This is a genomic window from Pseudomonas sp. LBUM1641 (assembly GCF_059716235.1).
Genome location: NZ_CP166815.1, coordinates 4,250,282 through 4,270,789, shown reverse-complemented (window position 1 = coordinate 4,270,789; position 20,508 = coordinate 4,250,282). Strand labels below are relative to the sequence as shown.

Below are 20,508 nucleotides of genomic sequence, written 5' to 3'. Positions count from 1 at the left end.
TGGCATCCTGATTCAACGCGGCGTCCTCAGGTTTTTCGCGAGCAAGCTCGCTCCTGCAGGGTGCAACATTTCCATGGGTGGTAACGATCAGAATCGGGTAAATTCGTCGCCCCTCATACAAGGATGTAGACAATGGCGAAGGTCGTTGCGCGATTCAGCAGTACGACTCTCTTGAGTGCGTTGCTGATCACCACCAGTATTTTCATGACGTCCCTTTATCCCCGGGCAGGCGCTGCGGCACCGATGATGATGCATTGCAGTGATTGCAAGAAAGGCGAAACGTTTGACGCGACCCAGTGGTTCAGCAATGGGATGTATCGCCTTGAAACGGATCTCATCCCCAGCCCGATGATCACGATGATCCGAAGAAAACCAGTGGTCTTCACCGCCAAGGATAACGATCAGTTGGTGGAGGCTGCCCTGCGAGGCGTGGGCAATGCCGGTGGCGAGTCGCAGGATGTGATCGCCCTTGAGGCGCAGTGGCCCGTGTTGACCCGCCGCGTGCGCTACTCGTACAGCGTGTTTGTGGCTCCGGATGTGCCGCGGGATCTTTACGATCTGTACGTGCAGGTTGGCCGCAAAAAATTCTTGGTCATGATTGGTCTGGACGTGAACACCGGCGAAATAACCGCAGAGTACGAGGGGCGAGAGATTCGTGTGGGGGATACCAACGACCCGCAGTACCTGGAGACCTTTGACGAGTTGGACGATGCGGGAACCCGCTAGGCGTTTGCTTCGCCCCTGAAACGACAAATCCCGCCATTGGCGGGATTTGTCATTTAAAGCCGGCTTGATCAGGCCGGGAACAGCTCGCTCAATTTCATGGCCAGCATCATGTCGCCTTCAGTGCGCAGTTTGCCGCCCATGAATGCCTGCATGCCGTCGGTGGAGCCGTCGACGATGCCTTTCATGGTTTCGCCGTCCATCACCAGGGTGACTTGGGCGTCCGGGTTTTCACCTTCCAGCAGTTCGCAGGTTTTGTTTTTCACGACCAGCGAGAAGTTCTGGGTGTCGTCGATACGGAAACCGAACACCAGGTCCAGGCCGTCGGCAGCGGCTGGGTTGAATTTGGCTTTCATTGCTTCTACGGCTTTAGCTACGTCAGTCATGGTTTCGATCCTTTTATGGTGAGTCCAGTGACCTTGGGGTCACGGTTGGCCGCAATTCATCGGAAGGTGATGAGCTGCGGCGCCTTCAACAGTTGCAAGTGGGTATGGCTGTTGAAGGAAGCCAGTGCCACCTCGCGACCACGGAATTTCAGTTGGTTGAGCGAGGTGTTAACAATTTGCCAGTTCAGTTCGAAGGCCTGTGCAGCAGGCATTCGGGTAATCAGGTGGAGCAGGGCAGTGATGGTGCCGCCGGAGGTAAACACGGCGATCTTGTTACTGTTGTCGGCGGCTTCGAGGATACGTTGCAGGCCGCCCTGGACACGTTCGACAAACCCCAGCCAGCTTTCCAGGCCCGGCGGGTCGTAGGTGCCGGCCAGCCAGCGTTCGACAATCAGGGAAAAGATGCGCTGGAACTCGCCGCGATGCTGCGCGGCGTTACGCAGGATGTGCAGGGCTTCGGGTTCGCTGTGCAGCAGGTCCGGGAGCAGGGCGCGGATGATCGCCTCGGCGTCGAATTCGTTAAATGCGCTGTCGATTTCCAGCGTGGGTACCGGCAGGCCGAGGGCGCTGTATTGTTCGAAGGCGGCGGTGGCGGTGTGCTGCTGGCGGCGCAGGTCGCCCGACACGCAGCGGTCGAAGCTCAGGCCCAGTTCCGCCAGGTGGCGGCCCAGCACTTGCGCCTGTTGCACACCGATGGGCGACAGCACGTCGTAGTCGTCTGCACCGAAGGAGGCCTGGCCATGTCGAATCAGGTAGATGCTGCCCACGTCCGTTTTCCCGGTACGTTGAAAGTCTGGCGAGGTTATGAGGATGCCGGGAAGCTGTCAATGAAAAAACATACGCTTGTTTTAAAAGCTCGTTAGAGGGCAGCCCCGGCATCGGGGCTGCATCACTTGCCAGCCGCTGTCAGCGGCCTTTTTGATCGACCCCGCTGGTCAGCAACTGACTCTCGTCGTGCCCGCCGACGCGCAGCAGGCCGGTGTTGAACTGCTCGTCGGCCAGGCTTTGCGGGTCGCGGTCTTCAGTGAACGCGTCACGCAGTGCAAGGGCCAGCAGCAAAGGGGACGAGGAGGCATTGAGGCCCAGGTCCATGCGCTGGTCGCGGCCACTCAAATCCTGGCCGGTAACCGCCGCGCCGCCCAGGTCCACGGCGCCGTTGCTGGCGCCAATCCGTGCACCGAGCAAGTCGACACCGCCTGCCACCTGCAGGTTGACGCCATTGCGGCCCTGGATGCCTGAAGCTTCGGCCACGGTGTTGTTGCGGCTACGGCTGAAGTCCGCCAGCAAGGTCGGGGTTGCATCGCGGTTTTTCGGGTTCTGGAACAGCAGGTCCTTGAAGCGATCGCGGGAGGCGCCCGGGCGGCCAGTGCTTCTGGCCAGCAACTTGTCCTTGAGCGCCTGGGTCTTGTCGGCGGCTTTTTCGTAGAGCTTTTTGCCGGTGTTTTTCACGGTGCCACCGAACGGACCTGCGGCAACGCTGGCTTTATCGATACCGCCGGATGGGTTTTTTTCAGTGGTCAATTGCGCATCCACGTTCACCGTCAATCCCCGTACCTGGTCTTGCCGACTCTCCACCACCAGGTCACCGCCGATCCGGCCGCTGACCTCGCCGGCGGTGACGGTGGCGCCCAGCAGGCGCGTATCGCCCTGGCTGTCGAGCTGCACCCGGCCAGCCTGCAGGCGTATGTTGTCGTGGGTTTGGCTGTCGAGTTGGTCGATGCCGCCTTTCGCCCGGGCGAACAGGCCCGAGCCGTTGTTCGACGAGTCCGAGCTGCGGGTAAGGCTGGCGCCCAGCCCGGCGGTCAGGGATTTGTTGTCGCGCTGTTCATCAGAGACGGCGGATTCCAGGATCAGATCGCCGCCGATGGCAGCCAGCTCGAACGCTTCGGCCTTGCCTTGCATCCCTTGCAGGCGCACGTTCCGGCCCTCGATTTGTACCGTGCCGCGACTGTCGAGGCTGCCACCCCGTTGCAGCGTGCCGCGCTCATCAATTCTGCCCGCGCCGCCCTGGATGCCGAACCCGCCGCTCGTTCCACTGGCGGTTTCGCTTTGGCTGGCCTTGACGCTCGCCCGCGCACCGCCGCCGAGGTTGCCACCGGCGGCCGAATAGGTGTCGACACCGGCCAGCAACTCCACGTCACCGCCGGCCTTGAGCCGCACATCGCCGCTGTTGCGTTCAGCGGTGCCGATTTGCGCGCCGTGCAACGTAAGGTCCTGCCCGGCGACGATCTCGGTCACGCCTTCAGCAAGCAGGCTTACGCCACGACCCTGCGTGTCTTCGACCACCAGCCACGCCTTGTCGAGCTGGCCACCCGCGTTGGCTTTTTTCAGGGTGTTGGGGCTGGTGCCGGCCTCCACCCAGCCAAACCCGCCCAGGGTTGTTTCATCGCTGGTTTGCCAGTCGCGGGCCTCGGTAAAGCTCAGGGATCCGGGCGTGCGGATTTTCAGGTCTCCCTGGCCTGCATCAAAACGGGTGCCCTCATACCGCCCATCCGTGCCCAGTTGCACCTGAATCCCGTATTTGCCCTCCAGGCTGCCGGGTACGGCGGTGCCGGTGGCCTGCCGCAGGTCGAAGCTGCCGCCCGAGCCGAGGACCCGCGCGTTGATGTCGCTGCCGGTGGTGGTATAGACCCGCAATGCGGTGTCGACATCGGTGCCCTTGTCTCGGCTGAACCTGGTGTTTTCAGCGGCTGCAAGCACATGGCTCCCGGCGGTGATCGCCAGCGTACCGTCGGTGGCCACATAACGCGTGCCGGTGTCGGTCAGCGCGCCGTTGACCTGTACCTTCACCGAGCCACCTTCGAACTCACTCACCACCGCCGTGCTGGAACCTGACTCGGCGCGGCTGTCCAGCACGTTGACGGCCAGGTCGATACCGGCGTTGGGCGGGTCCAGCGCATCCAGCACCGAGGGTTGGTAGACCTTGGTCTGGTCGATCCCGTCGACCACTTTCTTGATCGGCCGGGTCACGTCCTTGTATTCGATGTTGCCGCCGACACTGACACTCCAGTGGTCGACCTCCCGGGTCTCGACAACGCGGTCATACACCGCGCGATTTTCCAGGGTGCCCGCGCTGACATTCAGCTCGCCACCCGCCTTGACCTTGGCGGCCTCGGTGATGAGTTGGCCCTGGCCTTTACCGGCGATCAAATTGACATTTCCGGCGCCGCTCAACTGGCTTGATTGCACCGTGGAGGTGTCCGTGGTCGTCACGTCCTTGTCCTTGGCGACCTGCCAGCCGCCGCCTGCGCGGTCCATGCCGCCAGTGTAGAACTGGCCAAGGCTGAGGCTGTTTTCCTCGACGAGCAGCAGGCTTTTATCCGCCTCGCTGAGCAATTCGATGGATTGGCCCGTGAGGTTCAAATCACCCTTGGTGGCCGTTACGTCGGAACCCTTGACCAGCAGATTATTGCCGGCGTTGATGTCCACGCTGCCGCCGGTGAGCTGGCTACCCTCGTGATTGAGTGTGTCCTCGGTGGTCAGGGTTTGGTTCTGGTTGTAGTTGATCCCGGCCTGGTATTGCTCCGATCCCTTGATCCCGGGCGCGGCTTCCTTGGTTTCGCCGGCGGAGGCGGAGAACCCGTGCTGGTCGGTCTCAGTGATGGTTTGGGCGGTGTTTTTGCCTGCCAGCAGGTTGATGTCGGCGGCCGCTTCGAGTTCGAGCCGGCCTTGTGCCGACACGTCGGAGCCAATCACGTTCAAGTCGCTGGCGCTTTGCAGCCGCAGATTGCTTTGCGACTGCACCTGGCTGCGGACCTGAGTGGTGGTGTTCTTGCGCTCGCGGGTCTGGTCCTTGAGCAGGCCAAACAGTTTGCTGTCGGTGACGGACCTGTCCGACGTCACCAGGTTTTGCGCGCCGTCGATGCTCAGGGCGCCGCTTGTGCTGATCAGCAGCGCATCCTTCGCGCCCACGACCTGGCTGCCGACGATAGCGACGTTTTCCGAGCGCAGCCGTAATGTACCGTTGGCCTCCACCAGGCTGCCGACCATCAGGTCTTCGTTGCGTTCGTCCTTCAGGTTTTCGCCGAAAAAACTGCCGGAGAGCAAGTCGCCTTCGTAGTCTTTTTGCCAGTTCTCCTGCACGACCCGGGTGTTGCCGATGTGCACCTTGCCTCCGGCATCCATTGACAGGTCGCCCTGGCTCACGACCTCGCTGCCGAGCACTTGCAGGTCCTGCTGGCTGCTCAACTGCATTGCGCCGCCACTGGTGAGGCTGCTACCGCGGGCGGTTTCGATTTTTTCGGTTTTATCGTAGTCGCCGCGCCAGAGGTTTTTGCGGTGGTTGAGGGTTTCGCGGGTCGCCTTGGCGTCATTGAGTGCATTCAGGCGCAGATCCTTGCCGGCCTCTGCCGTGAGGGTGCCGGCGGCGCTCGCTTTGGAGGCCTTGAGCTCTAGGTTGTCGCCGGCCTTGAGGGTCAAATCGGCAGTGGCCGTGAGAGTGCTGCCATGTTGCTGGACGCGGGTGTCAGTGGTTTTTTTGTCGTAGGTTTCGGTGGTGATGAACAGAAATTTTTTTTCCAGTTTTCCCGTTGTTCGGTTTTACGCGTACTGGTCAGGGCGTCGAGCCGCAGGTCACCCCCGGCGGTGGCGTCAATCTTGCGGCCGCTGACGTCGGTGGCGGTGAGTACCAGGTCATCCTTGGCCTGCAACTGCACGTCGCCGGTGTCGCTGTTCAACAGGGTGCGGTTGGCGTTGAGCGAATCTGCCTGGGTACTGCCGGTAATTTCCAGGTTGCCGGCCGAGGCCACCGCAAGGTCTGCCATCGCCAGCAACGGCGCGGCAACCTTGACCCCGGCGCCATCGACGGTGCTGATGATATTGATCCGCCCGGCCTGCATCGCGCCGAACAGTTGCGCGTCGACGGGCGGCCTGGCCGGCTGGCGTACTTGTTCGATCCGCAGATCGTTGTAGGCCACCTGGTTGAAACCCGTGATGACATTCAGGTCACCCCGTGCGTGGGTGCTGCCGGTAATGTCAATACGCGGTGCAATCAGGTCAAGGGCGCCGCCCATGTTGCTCAGCCCGCGATCACCGACTATCAGTTCGTTGCGCGCATCAAAGGTTGTGAGGCGTGCGAGACGTCCGTCTTCGAACTCCGGGCTGCCCACCACGAAAGCCGCTCGCGGTGTATTGATGAAGCTGGCGCCATTGACGTTGATGCCATTGGGGTTGGCCAACACATAGTCGGCGGCCCGGCCGAAGATCTCCTGCGGGCCGTTAATGCTTGAGCTGTTGCGACTGATTACTTCGTTGAGAATCACGCTGGCGTCGCGGCCATTGAACTGGGGGTTGGCACCCAGTTGCCCGGCCAATTGCGATTGGCCGGGCACCGTTGAGTTGTTCAGCACCAGCCCTTGGCGCTCAACGTCATAGTTCAGGAATTGGTTATGTGAGAGTCCTGCCGCGTTGGGGGCAACAATGTTGACCACCGGCATTCCTTGCTGGGCGGATACGGTGGCGCCGCCGGCAACCGGCACCACGTCAGCGGCCGCGATCGCCTGCAGGGAGTGGAGGGACACCAGGGCGCATATCGCCCGGCGCAGCGTCTGGCAGGGTTTGAGGTGGACTCTCGGGAAGCGTGTGGAAGGGTGCATAGCGATACCTTTTTGATTGTTGTTATGGGGTTCGCAGGCTCAGTTCAAGCAGCCAGAAACCGGGTTCTCTGCGCAAGGAAGGAGGGCCGTAAAGCCCGTGTTGGTAATCCAGGTCGAGTTGCCAGTGGGAGGTGCTCAAGCCGACGCCGACATTGGCCCCGGCCAGCCGCTGGCTTTCGGTACCCGCCACCCGCTTGCTCCAGCCCACATCCAGCCCAAGACGCGGGCTGAGGGTCCATTGCGCGCCGAGGTGGCGGGGCAGGCTCAGGGTGTTGCGCCACACCGCGCCATTGGCCGCCTGTACCAGGTCCTGACGAAAGCCGCGTACCGCGTAGTTGTCGGTCAGCAGCATCTGTTCCAGGCTGGGCAGTGGGTCGGGGCTGTATTGCAACGCCAGTTGGCTGTTCCAGCTCCATAGGGCGTCGCGGCCCTGGCGCCAGTAGCCGATGTCCGCGCGGTACTTGCGAAATTGCGCGCTGGGCAGGGCGCGCGACAGTCGTTGCTCGTCGCGGTCGGCGCCCAGCCAGTCCAGGCCCTGGGCGTAGCTCAGGTTGATGTTCCAGAGGCCGTCGCTGATTTTCAGCAGGTTAAGGCTGGCCTCGGCCACCGTCAGGCTCGGGCTTTGGATAGCCAGGTATTGGTCGGCGAAGTAACTCTGCGAGCGTTTTGAACTCAGGCGCAGCATGCCATTGAGCAACGTGCCTTGGTCGCGCCAGAGCAGGCGGTTGAGGCTGAGGCTGTATTGGGTGGTCTGGCCGTTGGCGCGGAAGGTCTGGCTCGGTAACTCGACCGGATAGCGGTACTGGGAGTGGCTGGCGCTCAGGGCCAGGGTCCAGAAGCCGTAGGGAATGTTGTAGTAAAGGCTTTGGCTGCGGCTGTAGGCGGACGTCTGGTCCAGGGTGGTGCTGGTGCTGAGGGCGACAAAATCGTTCAACCCCAAGGGGCTGTCGTAGGTCAGGGTCAGCGCGCCGTTGTGGCGCCCGATGTATTCGGTGCCACGGTTGTTGTAGCTTACGACCGCGCCCATCGGCGCCGCGCTGCTGCGGGGGCGAATGAGCAGCCGTGAGCCGCCGGGCAAGCTGCCGGGGCTCACGTCGGCGGTGAGGTCCAGGGAGCGCAGGCGGTTGAGCTGGTCGAGGCCCTGTTCCAGCTCCCGCAGTTGCAGCGGCTTGCCGAGCATGCCCGGGAAGGCACCTCGCAGGGAGATGGGCAGGTCGGGAGTGGCAAGCTCGATGCTCTCGACAAAGCCTTCCTCGATGATCACGTCCAGGCTTTGGCCGTCCTGTGGCCGTTGCACCAGGTAAGGCCGGCTGGCGATGAAGCCGGCCTCGGCATACAGCGCCGTCAGGGACGCCAGCAATTGGTTGATGCGGGTGACGCTCATGCAGTCGCTCATCAGCGGCTGAAGGCGTGCGTTGATCTGCGCCAAACTGAGCAGGGTATTGCCTTGCAACCTGAGTTTTCGGACCTGCCAGCACGGCTCGGCGGGGAGCGGTGGCGGCGGCCCCGACGCAGCCTGGGGTGGCAAGGAGCCGGAGCGCTCCAGCCGGCGCAAGCGTTGCTCCAGTTCCAGCTGTTCCCGGGTTCGCCGCTCAAGCTCCTGGGCTCGAGGGTCGGCAGCCAGGGTGGGTGTGGGGGTAAACAGCACGATTGCCAGGGCCGTGAGCATCCAGGACGCACGGATCTGGCACGGAATGTTGCAATGGCTGCTATACATGAGCGTTGCTTCTACAGGGTCTGATAAACGCGGAGTTTAAGTCGGTTTTCTCCTATAAATGCTGGGCGTGAGGTCTGAAAATCCTGTGGGAATTGAACTACGCAAGTAGGAAATATGGGTTATTTTTGTAGGAATTTGTTGCGTTCGACAGTGTTAGACATCACGACGACAATCCCCGTAGACTGCGCCTTTCAAGCCTCACAGGTGTCTTATGGAGTTTCTTGCCGAGTACGCAAGTTTTCTAGCTAAAACCGTCACCCTGGTGGTCGCGATTCTGGTGGTCCTCGCCAGTTTTGCCGCCCTGCGCAGCAAAGGGCGTCGCAAATCCGCCGGCCAGTTGCAGGTCAGCAAGCTCAATGATTTCTACAAGGGCCTGCGTGAGCGCCTGGAGCAGACCTTGCTCGACAAGGACCAGCTCAAGGCATTGCGCAAGTCCGAAAGCAAAACCGAAAAGAAGAACAGCAAGAAGAAACCCGAAGCCAAGCCTCGGGTGTTCGTGCTGGATTTCGACGGCGACATCAAGGCCTCGGCCACTGAAAGCCTGCGCCATGAAATCACCGCACTGCTGAGCCTGGCCACGCCCAAGGACGAAGTGGTACTGCGCCTTGAAAGCGGCGGCGGCATGGTTCACAGCTACGGCCTGGCGTCATCGCAACTGGCGCGTATCCGCGAGGCGGGCGTGCCGTTGACCGTGTGCATCGACAAGGTCGCGGCCAGCGGCGGCTACATGATGGCGTGCATCGGCGAGAAGATCATCAGCGCACCGTTTGCGATCCTTGGCTCGATCGGCGTAGTGGCGCAGTTGCCTAACGTCAACCGCCTGCTGAAGAAGCACGACATCGACTTCGAAGTGCTGACCGCCGGTGAATACAAACGCACCCTGACGGTGTTTGGCGAAAACACCGAGAAGGGCCGCGAGAAGTTCCAGGAAGACCTGGACATCACCCATCAACTGTTCAAGAACTTCGTGTCGCGCTACCGCCCGCAGTTGGCCATTGATGACGTGGCCACCGGTGAAGTCTGGCTCGGCGTCGCGGCGCTGGACAAGCAACTGGTAGACCAGTTGCAAACCAGCGACGAATACCTGGCGACCAAGGCCAAGACTGCCGAGGTGTTCCACCTGCACTATGCCGAGCGTAAAAGCCTGCAGGAGCGGGTAGGCCTGGCGGCCAGCGGCTCGGTAGACCGGGTGTTGCTGGCCTGGTGGAGCCGCCTGACTCAGCAGCGTTTCTGGTAGTACCTTGTAGGAGCTAGCTTGCTCGCGAAAAACCTGAGAGCGCCGCGGGGAGCCAGGCTCCCCGCGTTATCGTTAACGTCCATCGCGAGCAAGCTCGCTCCTACAGTTGGGTATCGGTGCAGCGGGGATCGGGTTCTTCATCAACATCCCCACCACCAGCGCCCCCAGCAAGCCCAACAACCCTGCCACCCACAACACCGCGCTGAACCCGCCGACAAACGCCTGCCGCGCCAGTGGCTGCACCATCCCGCGTGCCGTTTCAGGCAGCAGCGCCATGGCCGCCGGCATATCGCCCGCCACCACCCGTGAAGCAATCCCCGCAACCTGTTCCTGCCACTGCGAGCCCAGGCTGGTGTGCAGCAGCTTTTCGCTATGGCTGCTCAACAAAGCCCCATACACACCGATCGCCAACATGATCGCGCTGAAGCGCATGGTGGTGCTCATGCCCGACGCCATGCCGGCGCGGTCCCGTGGCACGCAGGCCATGATGTTTTTCTGGGTGTCGCCATTGAGCAGCCCGGCACCGGCCCCCGTGACCGCTATCGCCAGGGCGAACGGCAGATAACCGCCGACATTCACCGCCCAGGCACTCAGCAGGTTGCCGCACCCCACCAACGCCAGTCCTGTCGCCATCATCGTTGCCGGGGCAAAACGGCTGGCCAGGCGTGCGCCAATCCGTGGGCAAATCAGCATGGTCATGGCAAACGGCAGCATGCCCAACCCCGAGGCGATCGCGGAGAACCCCAGGCCGTTTTGCAGGTAGAACGGCAGCAACGTCATCATCACCTGGGCGCAGCCGGCGTAGGCGAACATCCCCAGCAGCGCACCGATGAAGCGCGGGTGCTTGAATAACTGCAGGTCCACCATGGGTCGCTGTTGCAAGCGTTCGGCGAGTACAAACAAACCCAACAACGCCGCGCCGCCCAGCAGCCGCGCGTAAGTCAGCGGGTTGTCCCAGCCGATGCGGTTGGCTTCGATCAGGCCCCAGATCAAACACAGCAAGCTGGCGCTGAAGGTCAGGCTGCCCCAGGGATCAAGCCTTGCGGACTGGGCGTCGCGAGACTCCGGAATCGCGCGCAGCACCAACCCCATCAACACCAGGCCGACCGGCAAGTTGAGATAGAAAATCCAGCGCCAGCCCAGGTACTGGGTGATCAAACCGCCGAGGGTCGGCGCGGCGGTCATCGCCACGCCCATGCACGCGCCCCAGAAGGCCCAGGCCTTGGCGCGCTCCACTTCGTCATGAAACGTATGGCCGATGGAAGCCAGGGCCGAGGTCAGCAGCAGCGCCGCACCGACACCTTTGACGGCGCGGGCGATATCCAGGAACAACGCATTCGGCGCCGCGCCGCAACCGATGGACGCGAGGATGAAAATACTCAGGCCCCAGATCAGGGTTTTCTTGCGCCCAAAGCGGTCGGCAATGCTCCCGGCCGGCAATAACAGGGCGGCGAAGGCCAGCATGTAGGCGCTGACTACCCATTCGATATCGGCAAAATTCGCCCCCAGGTCCCGGGCGATGCTCGGCAGGGTCACGGCGACGATATTGGTGTCGAGCACGATCAGCGAACACACCCCGGAGGCAGTCAGCAGCGTGACACGTGGGCTGACCTTGCTCATGGTTGCACCGAAGCCACCGCCGCCAGGGCGATTTCATCATCGTGGGCCGGGGTGTCTGCGCTGATGCCGATGGCGCCCACTACCTGGCCTTCGAGGATGATTGGCTGTGCGCCTTTCATCATCAGCAGGCCGGCGGTGACGGCTGCCTGGCGCCCGCCGTTGATGGCGTTTTCCAGATCGGCCGACGGCCGTTTGAACAGCGCCGAGGTGCGGGCCTTGCCTTGGGCCAACTCAATCCCGGCGACCACCGGAGCGCCGTCCATGCGGGTGGTGAGGATCGGCCAGCCGCCATCGTCGACAATCGCCAGCGCGCAGGGCCAGCCTTTTTCAGCGGCCGCTTTACGGGCCTGCGCGGCGATCTGCTGGGCGGTAGCCAGGGTCAGTATTGCCTTGTGAGCAATGGAGGCAGGCGGTTCGGCGGCCATTGCCGAGGGCAGGGTGACCAGCCCTGCGAGTGCCAGTATCAGGGATTTGACTAACATGGGGGTGCCTCTCTACTGTGAGCGTGCGCCCAGCTTAGTCCCGCCGAGTCTTGGCTTTATTAGGCGTGACAGTGATCTTCATTACCTTTGAGCTAATCCTGCGATGGAAATACGTCATTTCCGCTACTTTCTGGCGGTTGCCCGGCAACGCAATTTCACTCGGGCCGCCGAACAGCTGGGCATCGCCCCGCCGACCCTGAGTCGGCAGATCCAGGACATGGAAAACACCCTCGGTACGCGCTTGTTTATCCGCCAGCAGCGCGAAGTCAGCCTCACCGAAGCGGGTGCGGCGCTGTTGATCGAGGCTGAGGCCACGGTGCGTCAGTTCGAATTCGCCCAGCGCAATGCCCAGCGCGCCGGGCGCGGTGAGATTGGTCACATAGAGTTGGGGTACGTTGCGTCGGCGGTCTATTCAGGCCTGTTGCAGCGCCAGGTGCAGTCGTTCTGTGGGAACTTCCCCGACGTGAGTCTGAGCGTGCGCGAAAGCCCGATGGCGACGTTGCCGGGGCTGGTCGCGGAGGGGCGCTTCGATATTGGTTATATCCGCTCGCCGATGACATTACCCGAGGGCGTCGAGGCGGTGCGCTTGAACAGCGAAGGGTTTGTGTTGGCGTTGCCGCAGGATTCCTGGCTGCTGGGATTAAAGGCGATCAGTTGCGAGCATCTGCAAAACGAGACCTTTATCTTGCCCGAGCAGATCAGCGGCACGCTGCAGGTTGCCGCGCAGGGTGGTTATGCGCCTCGGTTGGGGCCGCAGCCGGGCGGGTTGGTGGCGGTGATTGCGTTGATGTCACTGGGGCAGGGCGTGGCGGTGGTGCCGGAGTCGGTGGTGGGGCATGTGAGCTTGCCGAACGTGGTGTACCGCACGATTGAAGGCAGTGAGGCGTCGTCGTGGCTGTCGCTGATTCACCGGCGCTTTGAAAAGGCGCCGGCGGTGGCGCGGTATATCGAGCAGGTCAAACAAACTCCAAACCTCCCGTAGCAGCTGTCGAGCCTTGGCGAGGCTGCGTGGCGGTGTGTCTGATGTACCGCTACGCAGCCTCGCCAAGGCTCGACAGCTGCTACGGAGGTGGTGATGGTTGGGTTAGATCAGTCGGGGTTGAATCGAATCCGCCAATCGCGTCAGTATCAAGCAGCACGACACGGCTCCGGCATCCAGCACACCCAGCGAGCGCTCGCCCAGGCGGCTGGCGCGACCAATCTTTGCCACCAGATCCTTGGTGGAATCCCGCCCCCGCGACGCCGCACTTTTCATCGCGTCCAGCGCCTCACTGAACGACGCCCCCGACCCATGGGCCTGCTCAAACGCCTTCACCGCCGGAATCAAGGTGTCCATCAAACACTTGTCACCCACGCCGGCTTCGGTGATGTCCTGCAACGACGTCAGCCCGCCCCGTAGCAAATGCCCAAAGGTCGCCGCATCAATCTCTTCGCTGCCCCGCACCTCATCCGCCATACCGATAAACAGGCTGCCATACAGCGGCCCCATGGAGCCGCCGATGCCTTCCATCAGGCTCAGCGTCAACTCGTCCAACGCTTCGGCCAGGGTCAACTGGCGGCCTTCAATGGTGCGTCCGCAATGCGCGAACCCCTTGGCCATGTTGATGCCGTGGTCGCCATCGCCAATGGCACCGTCGACTTCGCTCAGGTATTCGCGGTTGGCAACGATCACGCTCACCAGGTCGGCAACGATGGCGCTGCCGTCATGGGTGGAGAAATGCTGGCTCATGGTTTATTCCGCCTGGGTCATGCCGATGGAACGGCAGGGTTGGTCGATCAGGGTTTTCAGCTCGGCGTCCAGGCCCAGCAACGTCAGGGTCACGCCCATCATTTCCAGTGAGGTGAAGTAGTTGCCCACGTAGCAGCGGTGAATCTTCAAGCCCCTGGCCTGCAACTGACGTTCAACCTCGGCGTAGAAAATGTAAAGTTCCATCACCGGCGTCGCGCCCAGACCCGAGACCAGCACCACCACGCTGTCATCCTGGCTGAAGTCACGGTCGGCGAGGATCGGCGCGAGCATGCGCGCGGCCATGGCTTCGGCGGATTCGATGGCGATCACCTCGATGCCCGGTTCGCCGTGGTGGCCGATGCCCAATTCCATCTGCCCGTCAGGAATCTGGAAGTTCGGCTTGCCCACCGCCGCGATGGTGCAGGGCGTGAGGCCGATGCCGATGGAGCGGCAGTTGTCGACGGCCTTCTGGGCGACACGAATCACCCCGTCCAGATCGTAATGCTGGGCAGCAGCTGCACCGCCGACCTTCCACATGAAGATCTCGCCTGCCACCCCGCGACGCTTGGCGATGTCGGCCTTGGGCGCCGAAGCCACGTCGTCGTTGGCGACCACGGTGCGGATCTGCATGTCCTTGCTGGCGGCCATTTTCATTGCCAGCTTCACGTTCATGTTGTCGCCGGCGTAGTTGCCGTACAGGCACGCCACGCCAGCGCCATGGTCGGCGGCGCGGAAGGCGTCGAAGAAGCTTTTGGCGGTGGGAGAGGAGAAGATTTCGCCGACGGCCACGGCGTCTACCAGGCCGGGGCCGACATAGCCGAGGAAGGCCGGTTCATGGCCGGAACCGCCGCCGGTCACGATGCCCACGCGGCCCTGTGGCGACGGCTTGGACTTGCCGATCACCCGTGGATTTGCTTCGTATTGGCGCAGCTCGGGGTGCGCGACCAAGATGCCCCGCAGCATGTCCTCGACCACCTGATCCGGATCGTTTATCACTCGATTCATAACGCGGTTTCCTGTTTTTGTTTTGATCAACTGTAGGGGCGAGCTTGCTCGCGAAAAACCAGAGAGCGCCGCGTTGATTCAGGACGCGAGCATTATCGTTAACGACTTTCGCGAGCAAGCTCGCTCCTACAGTAAAAGCGGTTTTGGCGTGTTTCAGGGTTCCAGCACGACTTTAAGCGACTTGTCCCCGCGTTCCATCACCGCAAACGCTTCCTTGAAGTCTGCCAGGGCAAATTTGTGGGTCACTACATCGCGCATGTCGATCTTGCGGTTACCGATAAAGTCGATGGCGCGCGGGTACATGTACGGCCCGAGGTGTGAGCCCAGCACGTCCAGTTCCTTGCGGTCGCCGATGATCGACCAGTCCACCGTGGCCTCGTCGTTGAACACGCTGAACTCCACAAAGCGCCCCAGCTTGCGCAGCATCGCCAGGCCCTGGTTCACCGCCTTGTGGTGCCCGGTGGCCTCGATGTAAATGTCGCAACCGTAGCCATCGGTGATTTCGCGAATCTTCGCCATCACGTCGACTTCGGCCGGGTTCCACACTTCATCCGCACCCATGCGCAGGGCGAGGGCGGCGCGCTCGGGTTTCATGTCGAGCACGATGAGTTTTTTCGGGTTGCGCATGCGCACCGCGCCGATGATCCCCAGGCCCAACGTACCGGCGCCGGCCACTACCACAATGTCGTCGAAATCCACATTCGCCCGCTCCGCTGCGTGCAGTGAGCAGGCCAGCGGTTCGATCAGGATGGCTTCGTCCGGGGCAATCGAGTCCGGGACTTTGTGGATGATGCCTTCCTTGGTGAAGATCATGTACTGGGCCATGGCGCCCTGGACGTTGTTCTGGAAACCGTACAAGTCGTGTTTCTGGCACATCCAGTACTGCCCGTGGTTGCAGAAGCGGCAGCCCCAGCACGGCACGATCTGTTCGGAAATCACCCGGTCGCCGACCTTCACCCCACGTTTTTCCGCGCCTGGGCCGAGGGCAACCACGCGGCACACGAATTCGTGGCCGGGAATCATCGGCGGCTTCACGTAGCGCGGCTGCTCGGCGTCGCCCCAGAACGACGGCGCGCCGCGATAGGTCTTGATGTCGCCCATGCAGATGCCGCACAGCTCGACCTTGGTCAGGATCTCGTCGGGGCCGGGCGTCGGCACGTCGACGGTCTCCAGGCGATAGTCTTCGGGCCCATGGCAGACCACGGCCTGCATGGTTTTTGGAATGACGGGTGACAGTTGCTCTGGCGTGCGTTCGGTAACGGTAGACATGACGATAAACCTCACGACAAAAGATGAATTACTGGATGCTGTAGCCGCCGTCGATCACCACGTTTTCGCCGGTGATCATTTGTGCGGCGTCGCTGAGCAGGTACAACGCCAGCCCGGCGATTTCTTCCGGCTGGGCAAAGCGGCCCGCCGGGATCTGCAATTTGGCCCGTTCCCCCAGCTCGCCGGCCCAGGCCTTTTTGCCCAGGGCGGTTTCGACGATGGTCGGGGAGATGGCGTTGACGTTGATGTGGGGCGCCCATTCCATGGCCAATACCTTGGTCATGCCGACCACGGCGGCCTTGCTGGCGCAGTACGCGACGTGACGGTCCAGGCCGATCACCGCCGCTTGGGAGGCGAGGTTGACGATGCGTCCGCTGCCCTGGGCCAGCATGTGTTTGGCGCAGGCCTGGGCCACGAAGAAGCTCGCCTTGAGGTTGATGTCGAGGGTGGTGTCCCAGGCGTTTTCGCTGACGTCCAGGGCCTTGTCCAGCAGCGCGACGCCGGCGCTGTTGACCAGGTAATCCAGGCGTTTGAAGTGATCGAATACGTAGTCGACGGTGCTGTGCACCTGGTCGAGTTGACGCAGGTCGACGGCGATGCCGATGTTCCCGGCGCCGAGGCTGGCGGCGACTTCGACCACGGCCGGGTCACGGTCGAGCAGGGCGACGCGTGCGCCGCGTTCCACCAGCAGGCTGGCACAAGCCAGACCGATCCCGGCGGCCCCGCCGGTGATCACGGCGCAGCGGCCGGTGAGGTCGAAGGCTTGATTCCAGAATCCAGACATGAACATGACTCCATTTTTCAGATCGGTGGAGATCCAATGTGGGAGCGGGCTTGCTCGCGAAAGCGGTGTATCAGGTGGCACATCTGTTGAATGATCCACCGCTTTCGCGAGCAAGCCCGCTCCCACACTTGACCAGGTTTCAAGTCAAAACTTACTTCGTGCCGCTGACCTGCTGATACAGCGCATCCGCATTCGCATTGGTCACCGGCACCCACGGCAGGATGTAGTTCTTGGCGGTGCCGTCACCCCATTTCACGTCCTTGCCATAGCGTTCCCAGATCACCGACTGCGGCTTGTAATCCTTGCCCGCCAACGCTCGCAGCGCCACATCCAGCGCGCCTTGAGACTGGGCCTGGGCGTCTTGCAGGAAGGTGGTCACCTCATCTTTCTTCGCGGCCTGGATCGCATCCGGCATGCCGTCGATGGAGGTCACCGGCACATCCTTGGACGACAACCCATGGGACTTCAATGCCTGCACCGCGCCGAGGGCCATGTCATCGTTTTGCGCGATTACCCCGTTGATGCCTTTGGGGTGGGCGTTCAGCCAGTCTTCAGTCAGGGCCAGGGCCTGGGCGCGGTCCCAGTTGGCGGTTTTCTTCTCGATGATCTTGATGTCCGGGTGCTTGCCCAGCACTTCCATCTCGCCCTTTTCCCGGTCGATCTGTGCCGACTGGCCAATCGGGCCCTGGATGATCACGACGTTGCCTTTGCCCTTGAGTTTGTCGACCATGGCCTGGGCCTGGAGGCGGCCGCCTTCCACGTCGTCGTTGCCGACATAAGGCACGTTGGCGTCCGCCACCTTGGTGTTGGAGGCGATCACCACCACGTCATTGCTCATGGCCGCCTTAACGGTGCCGACGCCGGCCTTGGTGTCGATGGGCACAAACAGGATCGCGTCGTAGTGCTGGGTCACCATGTTTTCAATCTGGTTGTTCTGGGTCAGGGCGTCGTAGTTGCCGTCGAACACGGTCAGTTGCACGGTGCCGTCTTTGACGGCCGGGTGTTCCTTCAACTCGCGTACCCAGTTCTGCATGAACTGGCCCTTGAGCCCGTACACCGCGGCGCCGATCTTGTAGGTCTTGCCATCGGCAGCCAGGGCAATGCTGCTGGCGAGCAGGGAGAGTGCCGCGACGGCGGCCAGGGAAATACCAACTTTCATGATGAGAACTCCGCTTATTGTTGTAGGTCGTTCAGTTCGGTTTCGAGGAAAATCGACTAGCGTTTTTTCTTGCGCCACACATCAATCAGGACTGCGAACACGATGATCAGGCCCTTGGCGACCTGCTGGTAATAGGACGACACGCCGAGCAGGTTCAGGCCGTTGTTGATCACGCCGATCAACAGCGCACCAAACAGCGTGCCGACAATCGTGCCGGTGCCGCCCGACAGGCTGGTGCCGCCGATCACCACGGCGGCAATCGCGTCCAGCTCATATGAGGTACCAGCCTGGGGCAGGGCGGAGGTGGTGCGTGCCGACAGCACCACACCGGCCAGCCCGGCGAGCAACCCCGAGACCACGTACACCGAAAACATCACCTTGCGCACGCCGATCCCGGAGGTGCGCGCGCTCTTCTCGTTGCCGCCCACCGCGTACACATAACGGCCGTAGGTGGTGTAGCGCAGCACCATCCAGAAGATCAGCGCGACCACGGCGAAGATCACGATGGGCACGCCAATCGGGCCGATCTTGCCGATGCCCAGCGCGAGGTACGCGTCGGGGAGGTCGGTGATTGGGCTGCCGTCGTTGAGGATGAAGGTCATGCCCCGGGCAATGCTCAACATGCCCAAGGTCGCGACAAAGGGCGGGATCGACAGGTTGGCGACCATAAAGCCGTTCACCACCCCGAGCATCGCCCCGGCGAACATCCCGGCGCTGACCGCGGCCAGCACGCCATACCCCTGGGTCGCGACCATGGCGCTGCACAACCCGGCAAACGCCAGGATCGAGCCCACCGACAGGTCAATACCCTTGGTCAGGATCACGTAGGTCATGCCCACGGCGAGAATTCCGTTGATCGAGGTCTGGCGCAGGATGTCCATCCAGTTGCGCCAGGTCATGAAGTACTCGCTGGCGAAGGCCATCACCAGGCACAGCAGGATAAACACCAGCGGCAGGCCGAAGCGGTCGAGGGACAAGCGCAGGCGACTGCGGGGTGCGGTCGTGATGGGGGCGGCTGCAGGTGTAGAAAGTGATTTGGCATTCATGAGGCAAGACTCAACAAGGCTTCCTGGGAAAGGGCGGTATCGCTGCTGATGGTCACCAGCCTTCCGCCTTTGAACACGGCAATACGGTCACTCAGGTGCAGCAATTCCGGGGCTTCGGACGACACCACAATCGCCGCGCCACCGGCGCGCACGAACTGGTCCAGCAGGTGATAGATCTCCTGCTTCGCGCCTTCGTCGATGCCCCGGGTCGGCTCGTCGCACAGCAGGCAGATCGGCTGGGTCGACAGACATTTGGCGAGCACCACTTTTTGCTGGTTGCCGCCGCTCATGGATTCCACTGGGAGGTCCAGGGAGGTGGTCTTGATCTGCAGGCGCTTGACCATGTCCTGGGCCAGCTGGTTTTCCTTGCGCGCATTGATCAGCGACCAGCTCGACAGCTGCTTGTACGCCGACAACGCAATGTTCGAGAGGATACTGCCGCTGAGCACCAGGCCGCTGTCCTTGCGGTCTTCGGTGACCAGTGACATGCCGGCCTGGATCGTTGCCTTGGGCAGGCCGATGGGCATCGGTTTGCCTTGCAGGGTCACGCTGCCGGAGTCCGGAGTGGTCAGGCCGTAGATGCAGTTGAGGAATTCACTGCGGCCCGATCCCATCAGCCCATAGATGCCCAGGATTTCGCCCTGGCGCAGTTGCAGGCTGATGTCCTGGAACTCGCCGGCGCGGCTCAGGCTGTCGACATCCAGGCAGCATTCGGCGGCGCATTCGCGGCCGACCTTGTGGTCGATGCGGGTGAGTTCCTGGCCCACGATGCCGCGTACCAGGTGGGCGCGGTCGATATCGGCCATGCGCCCGGTCTCAACGAAGGCGCCGTCGCGAAAGATGCTGTAATCGTCGGCGATTTGCGCCAGTTCACTGAGGCGGTGCGACACATAGATGATGCCGGCACCACGGGCGGTGAGGCGGCGGATTGCCTTGAACAGGGTTTCGGCCTCGCGCTCGCCGATGGCCGAGGTGGGCTCGTCCATGATCATCGCCTGGCAGTCGTGGCTGAATGCCTTGGCGATCTCCACCAACTGGATCTGCGCCACGCTCAGGCGATGCATGGGGCTGGTGGCGTCGACGTCGAACTCCAGGCCTTCCAGCAGCTCGCGAGTGCGCCGGTTGAGTTCCTTGCTGTCGACGATGCAGCCGGCGCGGCGCGGTTCGCGGCCCAGCCAGATGTTTTCGGCGACGGTCATGTAGGGAATGGGTTCCAGCTCCTGGGTGATCATCGCGATTCCCGCCGCTAATGCTTCGCTGGGGCGGTTGAACTGAACGGGTGAGCCGTTGAGCAGGATGGTCCCGGCGTCACGCTGGGTGATGCCCATCAGGATGCTCAGGAAAGTCGATTTTCCTGCGCCATTGCCGCCGCACAGGGCGTGGACGCTGCCGGCCCGCAGAGAGAGGCGCCCCTCACGCAGGGCAGGGATCCCGGCGTAAGCCTTGGCGACGTGTTCAGCCTGGAGCAGTAATGGCGTGGCCATCGGCGTGTCCTCGTGCTGTGAATTCTTATTAGGTCGCACAGTCATGTTTCGCTGTGAGCATATGTGTATCAAATGAAATTCTGATCAGTCAATCTCTTTCACTGAAAAGTTGTAAATGGGTGGTTTTGCGCAAAGTATGCCGATTTAGAGGGCTTTGACTGTAAGGTCAGCTAAATCTTGCTTGACAGGGCGCCTGGAATATCCGAGAAATGACTGAGCGAAATTTCATTGAGTGATCATATGATCATTCGAAAGTACCCAAAACGGCAGCGG

Annotated in this window: 17 protein-coding genes; 3 read left to right on the top strand and 14 right to left on the bottom strand. The window is 62.0% G+C overall.

Features of this window, described 5'->3' with window-relative positions:
* Positions 1–132 precede the first annotated feature (132 nt).
* Complete coding sequence (locus ACA046_RS19665) at positions 133–726, top strand: hypothetical protein (RefSeq protein WP_459021753.1); 594 nt, start codon at positions 133–135, stop codon at positions 724–726.
* Positions 727–794: 68 nt separating this feature from the next.
* Here the strand turns inward: ACA046_RS19665 and ACA046_RS19660 are convergent, their stop codons facing one another.
* The 5 genes from ACA046_RS19660 to ACA046_RS19640 form a co-directional block, all read right to left on the bottom strand.
* The gene (locus ACA046_RS19660) at positions 795–1,109 is read right to left on the bottom strand and encodes an SCP2 sterol-binding domain-containing protein (RefSeq protein ID WP_017479029.1); all 315 of its coding nucleotides are present in this window, start codon (positions 1,107–1,109) and stop codon (positions 795–797) included.
* A gap of 56 nt (positions 1,110–1,165) precedes the next feature.
* Complete coding sequence (locus tag ACA046_RS19655; RefSeq protein WP_497674769.1) at positions 1,166–1,876, bottom strand: histidine phosphatase family protein; 711 nt, start codon at positions 1,874–1,876, stop codon at positions 1,166–1,168.
* Between the two features lie 139 nt (positions 1,877–2,015).
* Entirely contained in the window at positions 2,016–5,609 is a 3,594-nt protein-coding gene (locus tag ACA046_RS19650) for a hemagglutinin repeat-containing protein (RefSeq protein ID WP_497677120.1), read from the bottom strand.
* Positions 5,525–6,703 (bottom strand): two-partner secretion domain-containing protein, encoded by a 1,179-nt coding sequence (locus ACA046_RS19645; RefSeq protein WP_497674768.1) that lies wholly within the window; start codon positions 6,701–6,703, stop codon positions 5,525–5,527. Before ACA046_RS19645 ends, ACA046_RS19650 begins: the two co-directional genes overlap by 85 nt.
* Positions 6,704–6,725: 22 nt before the next feature.
* Positions 6,726–8,420: a ShlB/FhaC/HecB family hemolysin secretion/activation protein gene (locus ACA046_RS19640; protein ID WP_497674767.1), complete on the bottom strand. Its 1,695-nt coding sequence runs from the start codon at positions 8,418–8,420 to the stop codon at positions 6,726–6,728.
* Between the two features lie 211 nt (positions 8,421–8,631).
* Here ACA046_RS19640 and sohB point away from each other — a divergent pair, with 211 nt between their 5' ends.
* The gene (gene sohB / locus ACA046_RS19635; RefSeq protein WP_497674766.1) at positions 8,632–9,657 is read left to right on the top strand and encodes a protease SohB; all 1,026 of its coding nucleotides are present in this window, start codon (positions 8,632–8,634) and stop codon (positions 9,655–9,657) included.
* A 72-nt stretch (positions 9,658–9,729) separates the two neighbouring features.
* Here sohB and ACA046_RS19630 read toward each other — a convergent pair whose 3' ends face one another.
* Complete coding sequence (locus ACA046_RS19630) at positions 9,730–11,277, bottom strand: MFS transporter (protein WP_497674765.1); 1,548 nt, start codon at positions 11,275–11,277, stop codon at positions 9,730–9,732.
* Entirely contained in the window at positions 11,274–11,759 is a 486-nt protein-coding gene (locus ACA046_RS19625; protein ID WP_497674764.1) for a GlcG/HbpS family heme-binding protein, read from the bottom strand. Before ACA046_RS19625 ends, ACA046_RS19630 begins: the two co-directional genes overlap by 4 nt.
* Before the next feature lie 103 nt (positions 11,760–11,862).
* Between ACA046_RS19625 and ACA046_RS19620 the strand changes: the two genes are divergently transcribed.
* Complete coding sequence (locus tag ACA046_RS19620; RefSeq protein WP_497674763.1) at positions 11,863–12,741, top strand: LysR family transcriptional regulator; 879 nt, start codon at positions 11,863–11,865, stop codon at positions 12,739–12,741.
* A 102-nt stretch (positions 12,742–12,843) separates the two neighbouring features.
* Here ACA046_RS19620 and dhaL read toward each other — a convergent pair whose 3' ends face one another.
* From dhaL to ACA046_RS19585, 7 genes are all read right to left on the bottom strand, one after another.
* A complete protein-coding gene (gene dhaL, locus ACA046_RS19615; protein WP_459021736.1) occupies positions 12,844–13,488 on the bottom strand; it encodes a dihydroxyacetone kinase subunit DhaL in 645 nt (214 codons plus the stop codon).
* A 3-nt stretch (positions 13,489–13,491) separates the two neighbouring features.
* Positions 13,492–14,493, bottom strand: coding sequence for a dihydroxyacetone kinase subunit DhaK (locus ACA046_RS19610; protein WP_497674762.1), 1,002 nt, complete (start codon positions 14,491–14,493; stop codon positions 13,492–13,494).
* 153 nt (positions 14,494–14,646) lie between these two features.
* A complete protein-coding gene (locus tag ACA046_RS19605; RefSeq protein ID WP_063031068.1) occupies positions 14,647–15,762 on the bottom strand; it encodes an MDR/zinc-dependent alcohol dehydrogenase-like family protein in 1,116 nt (371 codons plus the stop codon).
* A gap of 28 nt (positions 15,763–15,790) precedes the next feature.
* On the bottom strand, positions 15,791–16,546 hold the full coding sequence (locus tag ACA046_RS19600; protein ID WP_076016986.1) for an SDR family oxidoreductase: 756 nt from the start codon (positions 16,544–16,546) through the stop codon (positions 15,791–15,793).
* Positions 16,547–16,697: 151 nt separating this feature from the next.
* A complete protein-coding gene (locus ACA046_RS19595; RefSeq protein ID WP_017479039.1) occupies positions 16,698–17,705 on the bottom strand; it encodes a substrate-binding domain-containing protein in 1,008 nt (335 codons plus the stop codon).
* A gap of 56 nt (positions 17,706–17,761) precedes the next feature.
* A complete protein-coding gene (locus ACA046_RS19590; RefSeq protein WP_010172022.1) occupies positions 17,762–18,751 on the bottom strand; it encodes an ABC transporter permease in 990 nt (329 codons plus the stop codon).
* A complete protein-coding gene (locus tag ACA046_RS19585) occupies positions 18,748–20,235 on the bottom strand; it encodes a sugar ABC transporter ATP-binding protein (RefSeq protein WP_497674761.1) in 1,488 nt (495 codons plus the stop codon). Before ACA046_RS19585 ends, ACA046_RS19590 begins: the two co-directional genes overlap by 4 nt.
* Positions 20,236–20,508 lie beyond the last annotated feature (273 nt).